At 62.4% G+C, this 20,799-nt stretch carries 22 protein-coding genes; 11 read left to right on the forward strand and 11 right to left on the reverse strand.

What is annotated here, in order from left to right:
- The first annotated feature begins 44 nt into the window (after positions 1–44).
- Positions 45–821, forward strand: coding sequence for an alpha/beta fold hydrolase (locus AAFP29_RS20715; protein WP_419219295.1), 777 nt, complete (start codon positions 45–47; stop codon positions 819–821).
- Between the two features lie 2 nt (positions 822–823).
- On the opposite strand, the gene AAFP29_RS20720 is transcribed toward AAFP29_RS20715, so the two are convergent.
- Positions 824–2,446 (reverse strand): MFS transporter, encoded by a 1,623-nt coding sequence (locus tag AAFP29_RS20720; RefSeq protein ID WP_419219296.1) that lies wholly within the window; start codon positions 2,444–2,446, stop codon positions 824–826.
- A gap of 190 nt (positions 2,447–2,636) precedes the next feature.
- Between AAFP29_RS20720 and AAFP29_RS20725 the strand changes: the two genes are divergently transcribed.
- The gene (locus AAFP29_RS20725) at positions 2,637–3,989 is read left to right on the forward strand and encodes a diacylglycerol/lipid kinase family protein (RefSeq protein WP_419219297.1); all 1,353 of its coding nucleotides are present in this window, start codon (positions 2,637–2,639) and stop codon (positions 3,987–3,989) included.
- A 61-nt stretch (positions 3,990–4,050) separates the two neighbouring features.
- Here the strand turns inward: AAFP29_RS20725 and AAFP29_RS20730 are convergent, their stop codons facing one another.
- From AAFP29_RS20730 to AAFP29_RS20740, 3 genes are all read right to left on the reverse strand, one after another.
- A complete protein-coding gene (locus AAFP29_RS20730) occupies positions 4,051–4,266 on the reverse strand; it encodes a hypothetical protein (protein WP_419219298.1) in 216 nt (71 codons plus the stop codon).
- 131 nt (positions 4,267–4,397) lie between these two features.
- Positions 4,398–5,477 (reverse strand): redox-regulated ATPase YchF, encoded by a 1,080-nt coding sequence (ychF, locus tag AAFP29_RS20735; protein WP_419219299.1) that lies wholly within the window; start codon positions 5,475–5,477, stop codon positions 4,398–4,400.
- Positions 5,478–5,503: 26 nt separating this feature from the next.
- Positions 5,504–6,424: a methylenetetrahydrofolate reductase gene (locus AAFP29_RS20740; RefSeq protein WP_419219300.1), complete on the reverse strand. Its 921-nt coding sequence runs from the start codon at positions 6,422–6,424 to the stop codon at positions 5,504–5,506.
- A 187-nt stretch (positions 6,425–6,611) separates the two neighbouring features.
- Here AAFP29_RS20740 and AAFP29_RS20745 point away from each other — a divergent pair, with 187 nt between their 5' ends.
- The 5 genes from AAFP29_RS20745 to AAFP29_RS20765 are packed head-to-tail and all read left to right on the forward strand — an operon-like array spanning position 6,612 to position 10,063.
- Positions 6,612–7,847, forward strand: a complete 1,236-nt coding sequence (locus tag AAFP29_RS20745; RefSeq protein WP_419219302.1) for a fatty acid desaturase — start codon at positions 6,612–6,614, stop codon at positions 7,845–7,847.
- 11 nt (positions 7,848–7,858) lie between these two features.
- Positions 7,859–8,026, forward strand: coding sequence for a rubredoxin (locus AAFP29_RS20750; RefSeq protein ID WP_419219303.1), 168 nt, complete (start codon positions 7,859–7,861; stop codon positions 8,024–8,026).
- The gene (locus tag AAFP29_RS20755; protein ID WP_007316102.1) at positions 8,023–8,202 is read left to right on the forward strand and encodes a rubredoxin; all 180 of its coding nucleotides are present in this window, start codon (positions 8,023–8,025) and stop codon (positions 8,200–8,202) included. The genes AAFP29_RS20750 and AAFP29_RS20755 overlap by 4 nt, the downstream gene beginning before the upstream one ends.
- A complete protein-coding gene (locus tag AAFP29_RS20760) occupies positions 8,199–9,395 on the forward strand; it encodes an NAD(P)/FAD-dependent oxidoreductase (protein ID WP_419219304.1) in 1,197 nt (398 codons plus the stop codon). Before AAFP29_RS20755 ends, AAFP29_RS20760 begins: the two co-directional genes overlap by 4 nt.
- On the forward strand, positions 9,359–10,063 hold the full coding sequence (locus tag AAFP29_RS20765) for a TetR family transcriptional regulator (protein WP_419219305.1): 705 nt from the start codon (positions 9,359–9,361) through the stop codon (positions 10,061–10,063). The genes AAFP29_RS20760 and AAFP29_RS20765 overlap by 37 nt, the downstream gene beginning before the upstream one ends.
- Here AAFP29_RS20765 and AAFP29_RS20770 read toward each other — a convergent pair whose 3' ends face one another.
- Positions 10,064–11,239: an AI-2E family transporter gene (locus AAFP29_RS20770; RefSeq protein ID WP_419219306.1), complete on the reverse strand. Its 1,176-nt coding sequence runs from the start codon at positions 11,237–11,239 to the stop codon at positions 10,064–10,066.
- Positions 11,240–11,294: 55 nt separating this feature from the next.
- Positions 11,295–11,642, reverse strand: a complete 348-nt coding sequence (locus tag AAFP29_RS20775; RefSeq protein WP_419219307.1) for a hypothetical protein — start codon at positions 11,640–11,642, stop codon at positions 11,295–11,297.
- A 116-nt stretch (positions 11,643–11,758) separates the two neighbouring features.
- Here AAFP29_RS20775 and AAFP29_RS20780 point away from each other — a divergent pair, with 116 nt between their 5' ends.
- The 4 genes from AAFP29_RS20780 (at position 11,759) to AAFP29_RS20795 (ending at position 16,075) form a co-directional block, all read left to right on the forward strand.
- Positions 11,759–13,258 (forward strand): AlkA N-terminal domain-containing protein, encoded by a 1,500-nt coding sequence (locus tag AAFP29_RS20780; RefSeq protein WP_419219308.1) that lies wholly within the window; start codon positions 11,759–11,761, stop codon positions 13,256–13,258.
- Positions 13,259–13,304: 46 nt separating this feature from the next.
- Entirely contained in the window at positions 13,305–13,805 is a 501-nt protein-coding gene (locus AAFP29_RS20785) for a methylated-DNA--[protein]-cysteine S-methyltransferase (protein WP_419219309.1), read from the forward strand.
- A 107-nt stretch (positions 13,806–13,912) separates the two neighbouring features.
- Entirely contained in the window at positions 13,913–15,088 is a 1,176-nt protein-coding gene (locus AAFP29_RS20790) for a DNA recombination protein RmuC (RefSeq protein ID WP_419219310.1), read from the forward strand.
- A gap of 9 nt (positions 15,089–15,097) precedes the next feature.
- Entirely contained in the window at positions 15,098–16,075 is a 978-nt protein-coding gene (locus tag AAFP29_RS20795) for a DUF6542 domain-containing protein (protein WP_419219311.1), read from the forward strand.
- Between the two features lie 12 nt (positions 16,076–16,087).
- Here the strand turns inward: AAFP29_RS20795 and AAFP29_RS20800 are convergent, their stop codons facing one another.
- From AAFP29_RS20800 to AAFP29_RS20820, 5 genes are all read right to left on the reverse strand, one after another.
- Positions 16,088–16,654, reverse strand: a complete 567-nt coding sequence (locus AAFP29_RS20800; RefSeq protein ID WP_419219312.1) for a nucleosidase — start codon at positions 16,652–16,654, stop codon at positions 16,088–16,090.
- Positions 16,647–17,591 (reverse strand): SDR family oxidoreductase, encoded by a 945-nt coding sequence (locus tag AAFP29_RS20805; RefSeq protein ID WP_419219313.1) that lies wholly within the window; start codon positions 17,589–17,591, stop codon positions 16,647–16,649. The genes AAFP29_RS20800 and AAFP29_RS20805 overlap by 8 nt, the downstream gene beginning before the upstream one ends.
- 37 nt (positions 17,592–17,628) lie before the next feature.
- Positions 17,629–18,720 carry an N-acetylmuramoyl-L-alanine amidase gene (locus AAFP29_RS20810; RefSeq protein WP_419219314.1) on the reverse strand — a complete coding sequence of 364 codons (1,092 nt, stop codon included), beginning with the start codon at positions 18,718–18,720 and terminating at the stop codon, positions 17,629–17,631.
- Between the two features lie 139 nt (positions 18,721–18,859).
- Positions 18,860–19,933, reverse strand: coding sequence for a CobW family GTP-binding protein (locus AAFP29_RS20815; protein WP_419219315.1), 1,074 nt, complete (start codon positions 19,931–19,933; stop codon positions 18,860–18,862).
- A complete protein-coding gene (locus AAFP29_RS20820; RefSeq protein WP_419219317.1) occupies positions 19,930–20,799 on the reverse strand; it encodes a rhodanese-related sulfurtransferase in 870 nt (289 codons plus the stop codon). The genes AAFP29_RS20815 and AAFP29_RS20820 overlap by 4 nt, the downstream gene beginning before the upstream one ends.

Genomic DNA, 20,799 nt, shown 5'->3' on the forward strand with positions numbered 1-20,799 from the left:
CCCTAACCGCTCACGGTCGCACCCACCCACTTTGAGGAGCTGACATGCCGACATTCGACGTCCCCGGCGCCGTTCTCGACGTGGAGTTGAGTGACGAAGGCGGGCCTCCGGTCGTTCAGCTACACGGGCTGACATCGAGCAGGTCGCGTGATCGTGTGTTGGATCTCGACCTGGGCCGAGGGCTGAGCGGCACTCGCCTATTGCGCTACGACGCCCGCGGTCACGGCCACTCGACCGGACGCGATATTCCCGAAGACTATCGATGGTCCAACCTGGCCGACGATCTTCTCCTTCTCCTCGATCACTATTTTCCCGGCGAGCAGGTTCACGGCGTCGGGCCGTCGATGGGCACAGCAACCCTGCTGCACGCCGCGTGCAAGCGGCCGGAGCGGTTTAGCGGCTTGACGCTGATGGTGCCCGCGACGGCATGGGAGACCCGGATCGCGAAATCTGATGAATACCGCCGCGCCGCAACGATTGTCGAGGAGCGAGGCGTCGAGGCCTTCGTCGAGGCCGGACGAGACGTGCCGCGACCGCCGGCCGCGGTCCCACACGTGACCGCACCCGACGTGGTCGCGACTATCTTGCCTTCACTGTTCCGAGGAGCGGCACTCAGCGACCTACCCACACCACAGGAGATTGTCCAGATCGACATCCCGACAACGATATTGGCGTGGATCGACGATCCGGCGCACCCGGTATCGACAGCGGTCTCGCTGGTCACCTTGCTACACAATTCGACACTGCGCGTTGCGCGCACCCCCGCCGACGTCGGACGGTGGCCGTCAATCCTGCGCGACGATGTTGAACGCAATGGGTGACCTCACCCGTCGTCGGCGACTGATACTGTCCCTAGTTCTGCGGCTGGTCGCTTCGGAAGACGTTGGGCGATAACCAATCCGAGCAATGCCAGGAAGATTGCGAGCAGGATTGAATCCTTGATCGACTGGATCTGCGCCTGCTCGTAATGATCGATGAGACCGGCCCATTCCGCCGGCGTCACTCCGCTGGGCACTTTCGCTGAGTTGAGCTGATCTTTGCTCACGATCTCGATGCCGTTGTCGGAGAGTTGAGCAATCTGCGTCTTCACATTCTGGGCAAGGCTCGGGTCGCTCTGGACGGACTTGTTGAAGCCCGCACTCAATGACGCGATGAGCAGTGCACCGAGCAATGCGACGCCGACTGACGTACCGATGTTCTGGGCGGTGCCTTGCAGCCCACCGGCCTCGCCCCGGTCCCGGTCGCTGATCGACGACATGATCACATTGCCCAATTGTGCCGCGATGAAACCGAATCCAGCGCCGAAGATTGCCATCCCGACAGCGAACATCACGTTCTCAAGCTGCGGCTCGATGGTGGTGACCAGCAGCCCCGAGCCGACGATCACCAAGATCAGCCCAATCCGCACCATTCGTCGAGGTGATTGTGTCGCAGCAAGTTTCGGACTCATGAACGCCGCGATGAGCATTGCCAGCGACATCGGCGCGAGCTTGAGCCCGGTCTCGAACGCGTCTTTCATCAGAACATATTGCAGATAGATCGGGATGACGAAGAACATGCCGCCGATGATCGTCTGCTGCGCGACCATCATCACAAGACCGTTGCGCAACTGCAGTTTTCGCAGTAACTCGGGATGCATGAGCGGGACCCGACCTTGGGCGATCACATGATTCTCCCAACGGAAGAAGCCGATCAACACGAAGACTCCCGCGGCAATCATGAACGGCACCACCGAAAGTCCGAATGGAGTGACCTGTTCGCCCGCGATGGTGAGCGCGCCGGATGGTCTGATGAAACCCCAACTGCCGGCCTGCAGGAAGGCCAGGACGATAAGTCCCAGACCGGCAGCGGACAGTACCGTTCCGCCCCAATCCATATGCCGCGATCCAGACCGACCAGTGTCTGCGATCACGCGCACTCCTGCGATCACGGCGAGGCAGACAATCGTTTCCGAGCCGAATACCACCCGCCAGGTCAGTACTTCGGTCACCCAGCCGCCGATGAGTGGCCCCGCGGCCGCGCCCGCTGCGGCGATCCCGCCGAGGGCACTGTAGGCAGTGGCGCGATCCTTTCCGTCGTAATTGCTGGCGGTGAGGGAGATGATTGCTGGCATCACCAGTACTGCTCCGGCACCTTCGACGAAAGACCAGCCGACGAGAAGTACCGCGAAATTGGGGCTAAGGGCGGTGATGAGTGATCCGGTGCCGTACACGACGAGCCCGATTGAAAACACGCGGCGACGCCCGAACATGTCGCCGAGTCGTCCGCCGAAGAGCATGAATGAACCCATCACCAACGTGTACAAAGTGATGGCCAACTGGACTTGTGTAATCGTCGTATCGAGGTCCTGGACGACGCTCGACACCGACACATTCATCACGGTGGTGTCAAGCACCATGATGAATTGTGCCGCGCACAAGATGATGAGGACTCGCCAATGTCCCATCACGACAACACTACGCAGTTGATTTGGCTAGCGCGGCAAGTTGCCCGGAATATTCTTGGACTGTTGCCCCACTTGGTATTTGGGTGTTTAGCCGGCTCGATGGAAACTGCATCGGATAGCGGCCGCAGGAGTTGTGAATGGTTTACGCCGACGCCACCCGCGACGCGAATTGGGCTGCGAAGATAGACCTATGCCCGACGATCGCACCGGATCGGCCACCGAGTCGGTATCCGGCTTGCGCCGTGTCAGTGCGGTTCTGGCGTTGAGCAGCGGAGCTGTGCTGGCATCGATGCTGGTGATTTTCCTCTTCCGAAGTGGGCTCGCGGTAGTCACGGCGCTCGTGGGCGTGGCGGTCGGGGTCGCTGGCGCCTGGTGGGTGGTCACCGAACGAATTCCGCGCCGGGCAGTCGGCGCGGCGGCGGTGCTCGGCGGTCTCGCGATCATCGGATTCGCACTGGTCGGTGTCGATTGGGTGGTGCCGCGCCTGGCCGGGGCGGCGGCGCTGCTGATGTTGTTCATTGGATGCGCGCGGTTCGCGTTGGTCCGCGATTTACACAGTCTCGATCGGTCACGCCTACCTAAACCGCCGACACTGCCAGTCCTGCTGTGCAACCCAAAGTCGGGCGACGGGAAGGTCGAGCGATTCGGAATCGTCGACGCAGCACAACAATTGGGCGTGCGGACGGTGGTGCTCGGCGCTGACGACGACCTGGAAAAGCTCGCCCGCGACGCGGTGGCCGGCGGAGCCGACTGTCTCGGAATGGCCGGCGGCGACGGTTCGCAAGCGCTGGTCGCCGCCGTCGCGGTTGAGCACGATATCCCGTTCGTATGCATCAGTGCCGGCACCCGCAATCATTTCGCCCTCGATCTCGGACTCGATCGCAGCGATCCCGGTACGACTCTGCGCGCATTCGTCGATGCGGTGGAACGTCGCGTCGACTATGCGACGGTCAACGGCCGCCTCTTCGTCAACAATGTCTCGCTGGGTGTGTATGCGACTGTGGTGCAACACGATTCGTATCGGTCGGAGAAGATCCATACCGCAGCTGAGGTCCTCCCCAACCTCCTCGGCCCCCTCGCCGAACCCTTCGACCTCCAATTCGACACTCCCACTGGCGATCACGTCGATGGCGCTTTCGTCATTCTGGTTTCCAACAACCCGTACACGTCGACTGCAACCCTCGATGCCGGGACTCGCAGTGAGATGGATACCGGCACGCTCGGGGTTGTCGCGGTGTCGACGTCGACCGGTGCCCAAGCCGCTCGCCTGATGACTCGTTCTGCGGTGGGGCTGCGCCGCTCGAGTCCGTTCTGGCATGAGTTCGCGGCACAGTCATTCAGCGTGACCACGCAAAGTGGGCGCGCACTCGCGGGTGTCGACGGTGAGGCTCTTGATTTGCCCGCGCCGCTACACTTCCGCAGCCATCCGCGCGGCCTACGACTGCTGGTGCCCGCCGGAAACGAGCGGATCGCGGCGTCGAGACGGGCGCGCAATATCAGTGCTGTCGCCCTACTGGATGTGGCAAGAGGCCGATCCCGCTAAGACTGTCCCCATAGCGAGAGCAGATGGCGATATAGCGCCTGCTCGTGTCACGGGGACAGTTTCAGCTGTCATCGTCGTCATCGCGGACGGTCGGCGTCGTGAACCAGGTCAGAAATCGGCCCAATGCGTTGAGAGGCGGCATGAGAACCGGAGTCAACAGCCGAAAGACCCGTTCGATCAGCGGACCGAATAACTTACCCATCACCCATTCGTATGCCGCGTTCAGAAGTAGGAACGGGAGCATAACCGCCGTCGCAATATCGCGAAGTATCTTCACGGTGACACAGTAGCCGGGGCGCGCGGTGGGCGGGGTATGGATCGAAGCTTCGGAGTTGTTCCAGCCGCCCGAACAATAGGTCATCTGGCAGTGAGCTAGTTCTCTCCCCCGCGGGAGAACGAGGGGAGCCGCTATACGTTGAACCGGAACTCCACCACGTCCCCATCGGCCATCACGTAGTCCTTGCCTTCCATCCGCACCTTGCCGGCCGCCTTGGCCGCCTGCATCGAGCCGTGCGTGTCGAGGTCTTCAAAGCTCACGATCTCGGCCTTGATGAAACCCTTTTCGAAGTCGGTGTGGATCACGCCGGCAGCTTTGGGGGCCGTGTCGCCGCGGTGAATTGTCCACGCGCGCGCCTCTTTTGGCCCCGCGGTGAGATAGGTCTGCAATCCGAGAGTGTGGAAACCGGCACGTGCCAGCGAACGCAGGCCCGGCTCATCCTGACCGATTGAGTCGAGCAGTTCCTGCGCGTCCTCCTCGTCCAGTTCCAGGAGTTCGCTCTCGACCTTGGCATCGAGGAATACGGCGTCGGCCGGCGCGATGGTGTCGAGCAATTCCTTCTTCCGCGCATCGTCGGTAAGCACCGATTCGTCGGCGTTGAACACATAGAGGAACGGCTTGGCGGTCATCAGGTGCAGGTCGCGCACCGCACCGAGATCGAACGAATCCTTTTGGGAGAACAGGGTTTTGCCCTCATTCAGCAGCTCGGACGCCTGCTGTGCGGCGGCCAGCGACGCGACCAGATCCTTGTTCTTGCGGGAATCCTTCTCCAGGCGTGGAATTGCCTTCTCCAACGTCTGCAGGTCCGCGAGGATCAGCTCGGTCTCGATGACCGCAATGTCGGCCAGGGGGTCGACTCGGCCGTCGACGTGCACGACGTCGCCGTCGGCGAAGACCCGCACCACCTGACAGATGGCGTCAGCTTCCCGAATGTTGGCGAGGAACTGGTTGCCCATTCCCTCCCCTTCCGAGGCGCCCTTCACGATGCCCGCGATGTCGACGAAGGACACCGTGGCCGGCAGGATGCGTTCACTGTTGAAGATCTCGGCGAGCCGATCGAGGCGTTTGTCGGGCAACTCGACCACGCCGACGTTGGGCTCGATGGTCGCGAACGGGTAGTTCGCGGCGAGCACGTCGTTACGGGTCAGGGCATTGAACAGGGTGGACTTGCCGACATTGGGCAGCCCGACGATTCCGAGGGTAAGACTCACGGAGAGCCAGTCTATCGGCCCCGCGCTCAGCGCAGCCGACGCGTACGCAGATGACTCGCCAATCGCACCGACGCCTCGATCTCCGCTTTGCGAATCGACACGCTCTCGACGTTGAACCCGTGCGGCATACCCAATTGCTCACAGAACGACGTCAACTCCCGCGCGGCGAGAATGCACTGGTCATACGACGTCGCCAAGGGATCGGGGGTATGCGACAGGTCGTTGCGGACCCAACGTGGAACATCGACGCCGAGCCATTCGAGAAATTCAACCGTCTTCATCGATCCGACCACCGACAGTGTGAAGATCACCGGAACCGGTTTCAGGCCGGCGTCCTCGCACGCGTAGAAGTAGTCCGACACCATGCTCTTCGCGGCTGAGGTGTCGTAGACCACCTGCGTCACGAAGAACGACGAGCCGGCCTGCTGCTTGCGAACCAGCCGCGAATGCTCGCTGCCACTGCGGGAATGCCGCTCGGGAATCGCGACGCCACCCATCCGCATCTCCGGCGCGACCTCATGCCACAGCTTCTGCGCACTGGGCAGATCGGTGCGGCATTCTTTCCCACCGGTCGAGGCTCCGACGAAGGTCGTGAGCACCTTGGCCGGGTCCTGCGCCGACAGCCAGTCGGTCAACTCGGCTTCGTCGTATTTACCGACACACCGGTATACGACAACGGGCTTGTCCCAGCCGCCGAGATGTTGTTCGTAGAACGCCGCCGGGTCTTTTGTCGGCAGATAAGGGAAGGGTCGCTCGGTGGGATTTCGATCGCTCTCATCGTCGATGTCGTAGAGAATCAGCCCGTCGACGTCGACGGTGTGCAACCGCTCGATAGTGACGTCAGCGATCCGCTGGGCCTCCTCGGGCGACGTCGAACGACGCGGCGGGGTGATGCTGAACAGCAACAACCCATCTTCACGACCCGCGATTCGATCTGCCAGACCCACATCCACTCCCTCGCCGACGACTGGCGCCCATCCTACAAAAGCGCCCGGCAACGCCTCCTGACGGCCAACCGCTGGTAGGCACGTCTCGCCTACTCGATTTTACAAAATCATCTATTTGTATAGACTTCCGACGAATCGTCATCTAGTGTCTAGTGACGTACGCAACACCAGCCCCTAGGAGGTACCGATGAGCACCCCAATCGACGCCCAGTCGGCCCTACCCGCGACCGAATGGCGCGACAAGAAGCGCCATCTCTGGTTGCTCGGATTGATCCCACCCACCGCAGTTTTTCTCGCGTCCGGATTCGTCGCGGCGATGAACGCGATCGGCCACGGCCTTCAGTACGTATCGCCGGCATGGTGGTGGATCGGACCGTTCCTGTTGTTCATCCTGCTTCCCGCACTCGACGTGTTCTTCGGTCCCGACGGCGAGAATCCGCCCGAAGAACTGATGGAGCAGTTGGAGAATGACAAGTACTACCGCTACTGCACCTACGTCTTCATCCCGTTTCAGATGGCCAGCCTGATCTACGCCTGCTACCTGTGGACGGCCGACAACCTGTCCTGGCTTGGCATCGACGGCGGATTATCAATCTTGTCCAAGATCGGCTTAGCTCTGTCGATCGCGGTGATGGGCGGCATCGGCATCAACACCGCACACGAATTGGGGCACAAAAAGGACGATCTGGAGCGCTGGCTGTCGAAAGTCACACTCGCACAGACCTTTTACGGACATTTCTACATCGAGCACAATCGTGGCCACCATGTCCGCGTCGCGACCCCCGAAGACCCGGCAAGCTCACGATTCGGCGAGACCTTCTGGCGCTTCCTGCCGCGCAGCGTGTGGGGCAGCCTGCGGTCGTCGATCGAGTTGGAGCGCAAGCGGCTCGACCGCGCGGGAAAGTCGTTCTGGCATCCGAGCAACGACGTCCTCAACGCCTGGGCGATGTCGATCGTGCTCTGGGGTGCACTCACCGCCATCTTCGGCTGGGAAATCTTGCCCTACATGGTGATTCAGGCAATCTACGGCTTCTCCCTGCTGGAAACCGTCAACTTCCTGGAGCACTACGGCCTGATGCGGCAGACCACCGCGAGCGGTCGCTACGAACGCTGCAGTCCTCAGCACAGCTGGAATTCCGACCACATCTGCACCAACATCTTCCTCTATCACCTGCAGCGCCACAGCGATCACCATGCCAACCCGACGCGCCGCTACCAAACCCTGCGTAGCTTCGACGGCGCACCGAACCTGCCGAGCGGATACGCCAGCATGATCACGCTCGCCTACTTCCCACCGATCTGGCGCAAGGTGATGGACCACCGCGTCCTCGACCACTACGACGGCGACATCACCAAGGTCAATATTCAGCCGAATCGGCGGGAGAAGATCCTCGCCCGCTACGGCGCAAGCGCTCAGGCATAAGGAGATTCACGATGGCTACCTACCAGTGCCCCGTTTGCGACTACATCTACGACGAGGTCAAAGGCGCACCGCGCGAAGGTTTCTCGGCCGGCACCAGCTGGTCTGACATCCCCGACGACTGGACCTGCCCTGATTGCGGCGTCCGCGAGAAGATCGACTTCGAAGGAGTTTCGGTATGAATTTCAAGCTATTTCGCTGCGAGCAATGCGGATTCGAGTACGACGAAGAACTCGGCTGGCCCGAGGATGGCATCGAACCCGGCACCCGCTGGGACGACATCCCCGACGACTGGAGTTGTCCCGACTGCGGTGCGGCCAAGGCTGACTTCGAGATGGTCGAGGTAGCCCGGCCATGACCACCCCGGCCACCACGAGCGTGGTGATCGTCGGCACCGGCATCGCGGGAATCACGACCGCGGAAGCGTTACGCGCCAATGGCTTCGACGGCGCGGTGACCGTAATCGGCGACGAGCCCGACCTGCCCTACCGGCGAACGGCACTATCCAAAGATATCGTTTCCGCCGACCTGTCACCGGCCAAGATCACGCTGCGTAAGCCGGAGTTCTGGACCGAACGGCAGATCGATATCCGCACCGACTCGACGGTTATCTCGATTGACACTTCGGGCCGCACCGTGACACTTGCCGACGGCAGCGAAATCACCTACACCGCACTGGTGTTGGCAACCGGAGCCGTCTCCCGACGGTTCGACTGGCTGGCACCCGACGTCGCCTCCCTACGTACCCGGGCCGACGCCATCGCGGTGAAAAGTAATCTGTCACAAGCGAAACCGCTGGTCATCGTCGGCGGCGGTCTCATTGGTCTTGAATTGGCGGCGTCGGCAGCCACGAGCGGAACACACGTCAGCGTATTGGAGGCGACCGACCGCCCAATGGGACGAGTGCTGCCCCCGGTGGTCTCCGACCTGATCGCCACGCAACATCGTTCTCATGGCGTCGATATTCATACCAACGCCGTCGTGACCGCGGCCGGGATCAACCACGTGGCAGCTCACGGATTCGACACTCCCCCCGACTCATTCGTGGTCGCGGCACTCGGGTCCCAGCCAACCACCGACCTTGCGACTTCTGCGGGAATCCCGTTGGGCACCAGCGGGATTAAGGTCGATGCCAATCTACGCACCAACACTGCCGGGGTATACGCCGCAGGCGACGTCGCGGAGTATCCCCATCCCCTGACAGGTCTGCATCATCGGTCCGAACACTGGTTGACCGCGGGCGACCAAGGCAAGGTCGTCGCGGCAACGGTCCTCGCCGACCTCGGCATGGGTACCCAAGTCTCAATCACTCCGGTGCCGCTGGCCTGGACCATCCAGTACGGGATCAACATCCAGATCGCCGGCTGGCCCGGCGACGGCGACCGGATCACAGTCGACGGGTCGCCCGAGGACTTCGACGCGACCATTCGCGTCTTCGACGGTGAACGATTAGTTGGCGCGGTCAGTGTCGGCCGTCCGGCCAGCGGCCGTAAAACCCGTGAGGAGATCACCTCATGTCTGCCACCGCAGCAGTCGGCCGCAGTCGCATAGGCGGCACCGGCGCCCGACTCACGCGAGGCGTCGGCGATAAGCTTGGCCGGGTGACCGGCCAACGACCAACCTATGCCGAAGCGAGTAAGGCACTACTGAAGAACTCGCTGCTGGACGCCTTACACGATCTACTCAACGATCGAGACTGGTCAGCGATAACGATGACCCATGTCGCCGCGACCGCAGGAGTGAGCAGGCAAACCGTCTACAACGAATTCGGTTCGCGCTATGGCCTGGCGCAGGCCTATGCGCTGCGTATCGCGGGCGCATTCGCGGCACACGTCGGCGTCGCGATCGAGGCCAATGTCAACGATATTCACGCCGCTCTGCATGCCGGATTCAACGATTTCTTCACGTTGAGTGCACAGGACCCGATGATCCGGTCACTGCTTGCCGGCGACGCCAACAGTGACTTGCTCAAATTACTCACCACCGATGCCGCGCCGCTGATCACCGCGGCCAGCGACATACTCGCCGCGTCATTCAGGTCGTCGTGGCTTGGCTTGTCGGATTCGGATGCGATGCGGATCGCGCGCGCTATCACCCGAATGGCATTGAGTTATGTCGCTATGCCGCCCGAGGGTGATCGGGATGTCGCCGACGACCTCGCGAAGGTCATGGGACCTGCGATTACCGCTGTGCACCAAGGTGATTCGGTCGTCGACTAGTTAGGTCGCGGGTGTCGGGTCAGCTGGTGGGTCGGCACCGACGGATGGCGGGTCGCCGACATCATCGGAGACTTCCGGCAGATTCTCGCCGGCACGCTCGGCTATCTGTTCGTTGACATATCGGAATACCACCGCCAACGCGGCCGCGGCGGGCACCGCGAGGAATGCACCGGTGATGCCGAACAGGCTGCCGCCCACCGTGACCGCCAGCAACACGATTACCGCGTGCAGATCCATCGACTTCGACTGCAGCCAGGGCTGCAGGACATTGCCCTCCAACTGCTGAACCAGCAGGATGATCGCAAGAATGATCAGCGCCTGCGTCAAACCGTTGGAGACCAGTGCGATCAACACCGCGAGCGCCCCCGCGACGAACGCGCCGACGATCGGGATGAAGCCGCCCAAGAATGTGATGACCACCAGCACGGAGGCAAGCGGCACCTGCACGATGAACAGCCCGGCGCCGATGAGTGCGGCGTCGACGAAACTGACGATCGCTTGAGTCCGGATAAAGCCGCCAAGACTCCCCCACACCCGCGACAACACTTCGCTGGCATGGGTGCCAGACGGATGACCGAGTGTGCGATTGAGCCAGGGCAGGAATTTAGGGCCGTCTTTGAGGAAGAAGAACACCAAGATCACCGCGGTGAACAACGTGATCACGACCGATGTCGCCGCACCAACCCCGCTGAACACGCCTGATGCAATTGACGATGCACTCGATTGGAGCTTCTCAGTGATCGCGTGGACGATCCGGTCGAGCTGTTCGTCGCGCAGATTGATCGGCGGCCCCTGAATCCAATCCTGAAGGCGCTGAACACCTTCGGTGCCCTTCGCGGCGAGTTCGGGCGCCTGCTTCACTATCGAAGGCACAATCCAGGTGAGAATCCCGGCCAGCACACCGATGCCCAGCAGCATCATCACCGCCGAGGCAGCCGCGCCCGGTACGCCCCGATCACGCATCCACCGAACCGGCGGCCACAGCACCGTGCAGATGATGATCGCGAAAAGCACCGGGAGCAGAACGATCCAGAATTTTGCCAGCACCCAGAACAGGACCCAGAGTGCGACTGCGATCAGGACGAATTGCAGTCCGATAATTGAGGTGGACCGCAACCCGGACAGAAAGACCTGTCCGCGTGTCGGGTACGCCGGTTTTTCCGCGGTATCGCTCACCGGTAAATCCTCACATACCCGCACCAGATTGTGCAGGAGCTGCGTCGCCCGAAAGTCAGTGTCGGCGGAACAAGTGAGCGATCTTCCGCCCGAGGGCGTCAATAGCGGCGAATTCCGCCATCGACGGACTGACCCGTGCGGTTCCGAATTCGCCGACTGTCATCGCCTGTTCGGGCGACGGATTCGACGATTGAGCCGACACCGACTGCGACGGCACGCTCACCGGCACGAAACCGATCGCCGATAGTGCGAAGGAGGGGTCACTCGCCACTGAGGCTTCGCGTTCAGAATCCAGCGCAGACACGATCGTATCCGGACCGTACAGGCCCATCATGATCTCCAGGCCCCACGGGGGCAGGTCCGACAATCGGCAGTTGTGACGCCGGTCACTCATCCAACTCATGTGATCAGGATTACACCATCACCCGACGCCGTTGGCGACAAACCCCCGAAATTGGCACGAAACGCAATGGCCGATTCCCGCTAGCCTCGACATCGGAACGCTGGCACAGTGAAGGCATGCCCGCCTCGATGACAAGCCCCGGCCTCGACTTCGATCGCTGCTATCGCACCCTCTCGGCCCGCGATTCACGATTCGACGGCCAGTTTTTCGTCACCGTGTCATCCACCGGGATCTATTGTCGCCCTTCATGTCCCGCGCAAACACCGCTGGCCCGAAATGTGGGGTTCGTGCTCACCGCCGCGGCCGCTCAACACGGCGGTTTCCGCGCCTGCCGACGATGCGCCCCCGACGCCGTCCCCGGGTCACCACGCTGGAACACCTCGGCCGACCTGGCGTCGAGAGCCATGCGGTTGATCTCCGACGGCGTGGTCGAACGTGACGGCGTCGACGGACTGGCCCGCCAGCTGGGCTATTCGACCCGACAATTGGGCCGCGTGCTGACCGCGGAACTCGGCGCCGGACCGTTGGCACTGGCCAGGGCACATCGAGCCACCAACGCACGGGTCCTAATCCAGTGCACGACAATGCCGATGACCGACGTCGCCTTCGCCGCCGGATTCGCCAGCATCAGGCAGTTCAACGACACGATTCGGGAAGTCTTCGCCCTATCCCCGACACAACTGCGTGAACTGCGCGCATCGCGGGCCCACGGCACCGCGCTCGCCCCGACCGCAGGTGCGATCACCCTGCGGCTGCCCTACCGCCGCCCGCTCGACGCCGCATGGCTGCGGTGGTTTCTGTCGGCGCACGCTATCGCGGGCGTCTCGGCGATGGTCGACGGGGAATTCATCTGCACCACATCACTTCCGCACGGTCCGGCGCTGATCGGAATCAACATCGACGCCGACCCGGGACAGCACAGCGTCGTTCTGCGGCTTCGCCACCTCGATATGCGCGACCTGGGCGTCGCGGTGAATAGGGTGCGACGCCTCCTGGACCTTGATGCCGACGCACAAGCAGCCGATCAGTTGTTAGCAACTGATCCACACCTGCGACCACTGGTAGACGCCGCGCCTGGAATCCGGGTGCCGGGCACCCTCGACACCGTTGAAACATTGTTCACGACGATGATCGGTCAACAGATCAGCGTGCGTGCCGCGCAGACCCATCTGGGCAATCTGGTGGCCGCCCTAGGCGAGTCCGCGCCCTGGGACCGGGCTGGCGGGCCGTCGCTGCTGTTCCCGACGCCAGCGAGGATCGCCGAACACGGACGTGACGTGTTACGGGGTCCGCGACGTCGTATCGACGCCATCGTCGGTGCGGCGGAGAGAATCGCCGACGGCGCGGTGGAACTGCATACCGGTCTGGCTGCGTCAGATATGCGCGGCCTGTTGCGCTCCCTTCCCGGGGTCGGCGACTGGACCGCGAATTATGTGTCGATGCGGGCGGCCTCGGATCCCGACGTTTTATTGAGCACCGACCTCGTCGTCGCTCGCGCGGCAGAAGAGCTTGATATCGACCTGACCAAGACCACCACGTGGGCACCGTGGCGCTCATACGCGTCCATGCATCTGTGGCGCGCGAAGATCCTGCCGACCACATCGGAGACTCGGTAGACCATTTCCCGGCAGCGCCGCTGCCGGCATCGAAAGGAATCGCATCATGTCCGACACCGCACGCTGGGCCACCGTGAACACACCCGATGGACCGTTCACGCTCATCGCCGACGAAGCCGATCAGATTCTCGCCTCCGGCTGGGTCGACGACCCCGATTACCTTGCCGCTCTGATTCATCCGCGGATTCAGCCGCAGACGGTCCGACCGGCGCCATTGTCCGAGCTAACCGGTGCCGTCGAGGCCTACTACGCCGGGGACCACGACATCGTCACAAAAGTGCCGGTACGCCAGCAATCGGGCGACTTCCTGATGCACGCGTGGGATGTCTTACGTGCAGTCGATGCCGGCGACATAGTTACCTACAGCGAATTCGCGCAGCGGGCCGGCAATGCTCCCGCGATCCGCGCGGCGGCGTCGGCATGTGCCCGAAACGCGGCAGCGCTTTTTGTGCCGTGCCATCGAGTGGTGGGTAAGTCGGGAAAGCTGACCGGATTCCGGTACGGCGTCGATATCAAGAGGTCTCTGCTTGATCGAGAAGCGGCATAATCTGCGGGCCTGATGTTGGAGAGGGCGAGACTCCCCCGCCAGAATCCTCGACGCAGATTTCAGTCGCGGCATGTGAGACTGTCGTACCCCTTTGACATTCTTCTGCCATGTCCACCGCCACCGTCATCGCCCTCGCCATCGGCCTGATTCTCGGCTTCAGTCTGGGATGGCTGGCTCAGGTCGCGCGCAGCGGGACACAGCTCGCCAGCGCCCAAGCAGACGCGCGGGTATATCAGCGCTCCGAAGCGATGGCCGCGCAGTCACTGAGCGCGGCGAGCGAGGACGCCGCGCGACGTCAGTCCGCGGCGATCGGCGCCGAAGTTCACCACATCGTGGGGCCGCTGCGCGACACGCTCGGCCGACTCTCCGACGAACTTCGGCGTACCGAGACCGACCGGATCAGCGCATACGCCGGTTTGTCCGAGCAGGTGCACGGAATGCGACACCTGTCCGCCCAACTGAATTCGCAAACGCGAGCACTGGCCAATGCCCTGCACACCCCGCATATTCGTGGCCGATGGGGTGAGTTTCAGTTGGAACGCGTGGTCGAATTGGCCGGAATGACCCGGCACTGCGATTTCGATACCCAGGTCAGCGGTACAGCCTCGAACGAGTCCGGCACCGGGGTCCGGCCAGACATGGTTGTCCATCTCGCCGGTGGTCGGCAAATCATCGTCGACGCGAAGGTGCCATTGCACGCATATCTCGAGGCCGTCAACACCGACGATCCGGCACACGAAGAGCAAGCACTCATCGCCCATGCCCGAGCACTACGCGCACATGTCAGCGCGTTGTCGTCGAAGGCGTATTGGACGGCATTCACAAACACACCCGAGATGGTGGTTCTGTTCATTCCGAGCGATCCGATTCTCGAATCGGCGGCCCGAGTCGATTCCGACCTGATCGAATACGCGTTCACCAAGAAGGTTGTGCTGGCCACACCGACCACGCTCGTCGCGCTCCTTCGTACCGTCGCGCTGGGATGGCGGCAATATGCACTGACCGAGGACGCGAAGGTCATTCATGACCTCGGCTACGAGCTTTACCGTCGCCTGTCGACCGTTCTCGGACATGTCGACAAGATGGGCGGATCCTTGCGCCGGGCGGTCGAGGCGTACAACCTGACCGTTGGTGCGATCGATTCACGGTTGGGGGTGACCGCACGCAAACTCGCCGACTTGGATGCCTTCACAAATCAGACTTCTCCCCTTCCCGCGCCCGAAGTGATCGATGATCTGGTTCGCAGCGCGATAGGAGACGCAGAGCGCAAAACGCCCGACTGAGATCGACGTGTGCGACACCGCGATACACCGGGTACCGATTTTCTCAGCTCCAACCGGTACCGTCTTAATGTGTTATCCGGCCAATTCGCGGCAAGCAACGTGCCCCTGAACGAGCAGTCAGTGCTGCCTAGATATCGGGGTCTGCCCTGGTGGGGGGCAATACTGCTCGCCACGGTCCTGACCGCTATCGGTGCCTCGATCGATGCGGCGATGCATGGTGCACTCGGTACCAGTTACCAGGTTCTGTACCTGATTGGTTGTGTCGGGGCAGCTCTGGCAGTGCGCCGCCGCGCCCTGTTCACCGCCGCTGCGCAGCCGCCGTTGGTCGCCTTCGCAGTGAGTATCGTCACGCTGTACACGGTCAACTCCGACATCGAGATGTCACTGAGATCGTTGGTGTTCAAACTCGCACTGCCGATTGCGAGCAGTTTTCCGTCGATGGCAGTCACGTTCGTATTGACCCTCGCCGTCGTCGCCGCGCGTTGGTACATCACACGCGATACGCCCCCCTCGGTGCCGTCCAAGCCCCGGACACCGTCGAAGAAGACGGCGAAGGCGCCAGCGAAGCCCAGCGCGGCAACAACTACGAAGTCGGCTGCACGCGGACGCACTGCGGAATCGTCGGAACGCACCCCCACCCGACGTCGCGTCACAGCCGAGGACGAGCGCCGTACCCAACCCACGCGTAGGCGTAGCGCCGAAGTTCCGGCTCAAGGCGGGCGACGCCGCGCCGATCGCGGCGATGCCCCGGTTGGAGCCCCACGGCCCGAGCAGCGCACGCAGCGGGCCTCTGCGCCGCGCCCACGCCCGCAGGGCGAGCCTGCCCGCGACCCAGCTCGCGCACCTCGCCCCCGGCAACCCCAGCAGGCAGCTCCGACCCGTCGCACCGCCGGCGCCGCAGCACGGGCCGCGGGCGTCGATCTCACCGCGGACTTCGTAGACGATCCCGCTCCCCGGCGACGCCCGCCGGCCCCCCCGGTGCACTGACCGACTTTCCGGTCAGCGTGCGGCGAGCCACCGCCCCAGGTCCAGTGCAGCAGCGTCGACGAGCGACGGCCAGTCCGTTGCTTGTTCGTCGGCACCGTCGCTGACCGCTTTCACCACAGTGAGGTCGACGCCGAAACTCGCGCATACATACGCGATGGCGGCACCCTCCATGTCCACCAGGTCCGCGCGGCGGCTCAATTCCGCGCGTGCCACTGGGTCGGCGATGAATGTGTCACCGGTAGCCAGGACCGAACCATCACCGTCGAATTGGTGAGTATCCACGATGTCGTAACCCATCGCTCGCAGTGCATCGCTGGAAATGTCGTGTTCAATCACGGTCGACGGAACGAACAGACCCGAATGATGGTCATGCAGAGCGCCAGCCGTCCCGATGTTGATCACCTCGGTGACCGGCTCCGCCGCACCTGTCTGCGCTGCGACGAGCTCACGCGTCAATACCGTTGCCGCGCGGACCTTTCCGATGCCGGTGATAAGCAAGCGAGTACCCGGCGGCACATAATTGGCTTCCGCGCGGGTCGCGGACACCACGAGAGTGCCCGCGACGTCGCGTTCAGTCACGGCCGTTGGGCAATTCGTCGAGCGACGATGGGGCAGGCACCGAAGCGGCTGCCACACTGGGCGCGATCCTCGCGAGTTGACTGAATCGGTCATTCGCGATTCGCATCACGACCTCGTACGGGAGCGCAAATTTGCGCGCCCACCAGTAGCCGAACCGAATGTCGAAGGAGGTGTACACGAGGTAGTGGTTCTTGCGTACGCCTTTGATGATGGCGCGGGCGGCCTTCTCCGGCGAGATCGCAACCTTGTGAAAACCGTCAATCGCCTTGCGTACCTTCGGATTGTCGCGGTCGACTCCGACTATTTGGACGGTATTGACCAGCGGCGTCTTGACGCCACCCGGACACACGAGTGACACCCCGATATTGTGCTGGCGCAGGTCATATCGCAATACTTCCGAGACGCCCCGGATTCCGAATTTGCTCGCGCTATACGCCGCGTGCCAAGGGAGAGCAAGCAGCCCGGCCGCCGACGATACATTAACCAACTGCCCACCCTCGCCGCGTCGAACCATTTGCGGCACAAAGGATTCGATGATGTGGATCGGCCCCATCAAGTTGACGTCGATCACCGACTTCCAATGCCGGTGCTCAAGATTTTCGACGGTGCCCCATGTAGATATGCCTGCGATGTTCATCACCACATCCATCACCCCGACTTCGGCGTCGACCTGTGTGGCGAATGATTTCACCCAGTCGTAGTCGGAGACGTCACCGGCCTGGTGATACAACACGGTGCCGCCGTCAGCGGTTATCGCAGCGACCGCATCGTTCAGCGGCGCGAGATTCAGATCGGTGAGGACCAGTTCGGCCCCCTGCCGGGCCGCCTCTTCGGCGGTGGCACGCCCGATACCGCTCGCGGCACCGGTGATCAGGACCCGGCGGCCGTGTAGCGACGGCACCGGCGTCTTCATGACGAACAGTTCTTTGAGACTCATGCCACAGACTGTAGTTCAGCCAGCGGCCCGGCCTCGGTCAGCCAACCGGCAGTTTGCCGCCGAATAGCGAGTAGACGACTGACAGCATCGCCTTGAGGACCTGGGACCCGACGTCCTGCCCTGGGCCGGCGATCAGCGCCATGAGCGCCTGCGGATCGCGCGTGGCCAATAGTTGCTGAATCAGCGGGAAGACGCCAGCCAGTCCGTCGGCATCGATGTCGGCGTTGGGGGTTGACGTCGGCGCATCAGACGGAGTCGACCCCAGCGAGCCGGTCGACGGCAGGGATGTCGTTGAGACCCCAGCGCCAGCGGCGTAGCCGAGAATGCCATCGGTGATGGCTGTCGCGTACTTGAGCTGACCTGCCTTATCCGACAGCGCCGATGCCTCGGTCGGATTGGACAGGTTGCCCATTTCGATGAAGACGGCGGGGACCGTGGTCAGGTTGACCCCGGCGATATCGGACCGGGTCTGGATGCCGTCCGCCACGCCGGCGTAGTTGGCCGGCGCAAACCCGGCCTTCTTGAAGGCGTCGCGCATCAGCGTCGACGCCTTGCGTCCGCCGCCTGATTGCGCTTGTTGCGCTTGACTATTCGACAACGGCAGCGTCGGCACGATCATGTGGAAACCCTTTTTGGAGGTATCCGCACCGCCGCTCGTCGAGTCAGCATGCAGGCTCACCGCGACCGCGGCACCCGATTTGCTGGCTGCCGCCGCTCGTTCATCGACACAACCACCCCAGCCGGTGTCGTTCGGCCTGCTGAGCACAACGCGCGCGCCCTGGCTTTCCAGACCGGCCTTGACCAGCTGCGCGACCTCCCAGTTGATCTTGTGCTCGGGAACTCCGTTGACTCCGGTCGCACCCGACGTCTGGCAGTCCTTCATGCCGCCGCGGCCATCGGGGACCTGCTTGGTGAGACTGTGTCCGGCCGATCCGCCCTGATGCCCCGGGTCAAGGAAGACGGTCTTGCCCGCAAGCGTCTTTCCGGCGACCGGCACCGGCGCTGGCAGCGGCGCCGCATTAACGACAGGCGCGCTCGTACCGGCAACCACCACAGCTGCCGCCGCCGCGGCAGCCGCCACGACAGTCTTCTTCAACGCAAACACAAATCGGCCCTCCATACGCAACATCAGTCACAGTAGACACACTGGCACCTTTGATAACAGTGAAGCAGGGCTCGAGAGTTTTGACGAATTCGCGACCAGCAACGACGGTTATCGTTAGACAGCTGTGACCTCACCGAGCCCTACGAGCAAGGTCGACGTGGCGCTAGATGGCGGCTGAAAAGCGCGTAATGCTCAGGATTCCGAATTCATCATCGCTGTCAGCCCCAACCGCGGCTGTCAGCCCAACGTGGACCGCCTGTTCATCGAGGCCAGCACCGATCACGACGATCGACGTCGACGGCACCTCACCCGCCCACGACGATGCCTCAACGCGGATCCGACCACCAACCGCGTGCAGCACGAATCGTCCGCGATGGCCGGGCAGATCGAAATGTGCCCAGCCCTTGATCCGATAAGTGCCTGCCGGCGGGCGCTCCAGGAATGCCGCCAGACGACGCGGATTCATCGGTTCCGCCGACTGGAACGACACCGACTGGTAGTCGTCGTGCAGATGATGGTGGTTCGCACAGTCTCGATGATCGTGCTCTTGTTCGCGGAGTATTTCGTCGAGGGAAAGCTGTCGGGGCCCGCCGTCGTCCCGCGCCGGTGCCGGATCGAACAGCATCGCCGGATCGACGACGGATTCAGTGGTAAGAAGCGTCGGCGCCGTGGAGTTGAGTCCGGCGATGATCCCCAGAACCGCATCCCGATCAACATCGGGATCTGCTTGCGGATGATCGGACAATAGATCGGCCTTATTGACGACCAACATGTCAGCGACACGTACGTGTGCGTCCAATTCCGGATGCGCGCGCCGGCTCACGAGAAATCCTCCGGCGTCGATCAAGTATACCAATCCACCGTAGACGATCCGCGGATCAGTCAGCGACGCGACCATTCTGATCAGCGTGCGCGGCTCGGCAAGTCCCGACGCCTCAATCACAATCGCATCGATTCCCGCCGACGGCGCAAGCAATCGACGTACTACTGCGGCCAGTCCGTCCGGCGAATCGTCGTCGACCGTGCAACACATACATCCGTTTCCGAGCCCCACCACACCGTCGACCTGACCCGCAACCAATAGCGCATCGATATTGATCGCGCCGAAGTCGTTGATAATCAAGCCGATTCGCGTCGCACCGCTACTTCTGAGCAGATGGTTGAGCAGAGTGCTCTTACCGGTACCGAGAAACCCCGCCACGAGGATGACGGGGACTTGACGCGATGCCGGGCTCATCGAGGCCCGGCAGCTGAGGCGGCATCAAGACAATCCGGGCAGATGACCACCAATTCGCGTCCGGCTGGGTCGGGATAGTTGCTTATGTTCTTGGTCGGAGTACCGCATTGCGAACAGGTGCCGAGTATCTTGGCATGGTCGGAGAAATCCACACTCATACGCTCGTCGAATACGTAGAGTGACCCTTCCCACAGACTATCGTCGCCGTATTCTTCGCCATAGCGGACAATACCGCCATCGAGTTGATAGACATCGTTGAAACCACGCTCGCGCAATAGTGCGCTTAGTACCTCGCATCGAACTCCGCCAGTGCAGTACGTCACCACCGGGCGATCCTTCAAATGATCGAACTCGCCGGCATCGATCAGTGGGATGAAGTCGCGGGTGGTGGCAACGTCGGGGACAACCGCTCCGGAGAATTTCCCAATCTGAGCTTCGAGTTTGTTGCGGCCGTCGAAGAAAACGACGTCGTCGCCGCGTTGCCGCACCAATTCATTGACAGCTGCCGGCGAGAGCCGTTTACCGCCTCCCACGACGCCATCCGCGTCGACTCGCAGCCGCCCCGGCGCACCGAAACTGACGATCTCGGGACGCACTTTGACGCTCAATCGGGGGAAATCCGCGCCGGTCCCCATCGACCACTTCACATCAACATCAGCGAACGGTGCATACGTACGGGTAATTCTCACGTAGCGTTTGACTTGCACCAGATCGCCGCCCACCGTCGCATTGATGCCGTCAGCTGAGATAATGATCCGACCGCGCAGTCCCAGCGACTCGCATACCGACAGTTGCCACAAGCGAATAGCCTCGGGGTCGGCCAGCGGCACAAACACATAGAACAAGACGATCTTGGGAGTCGACAC

Source organism: Gordonia sp. CPCC 205333 (assembly GCF_048537885.1).
Classification (GTDB): Bacteria; Actinomycetota; Actinomycetes; order Mycobacteriales; family Mycobacteriaceae; genus Gordonia.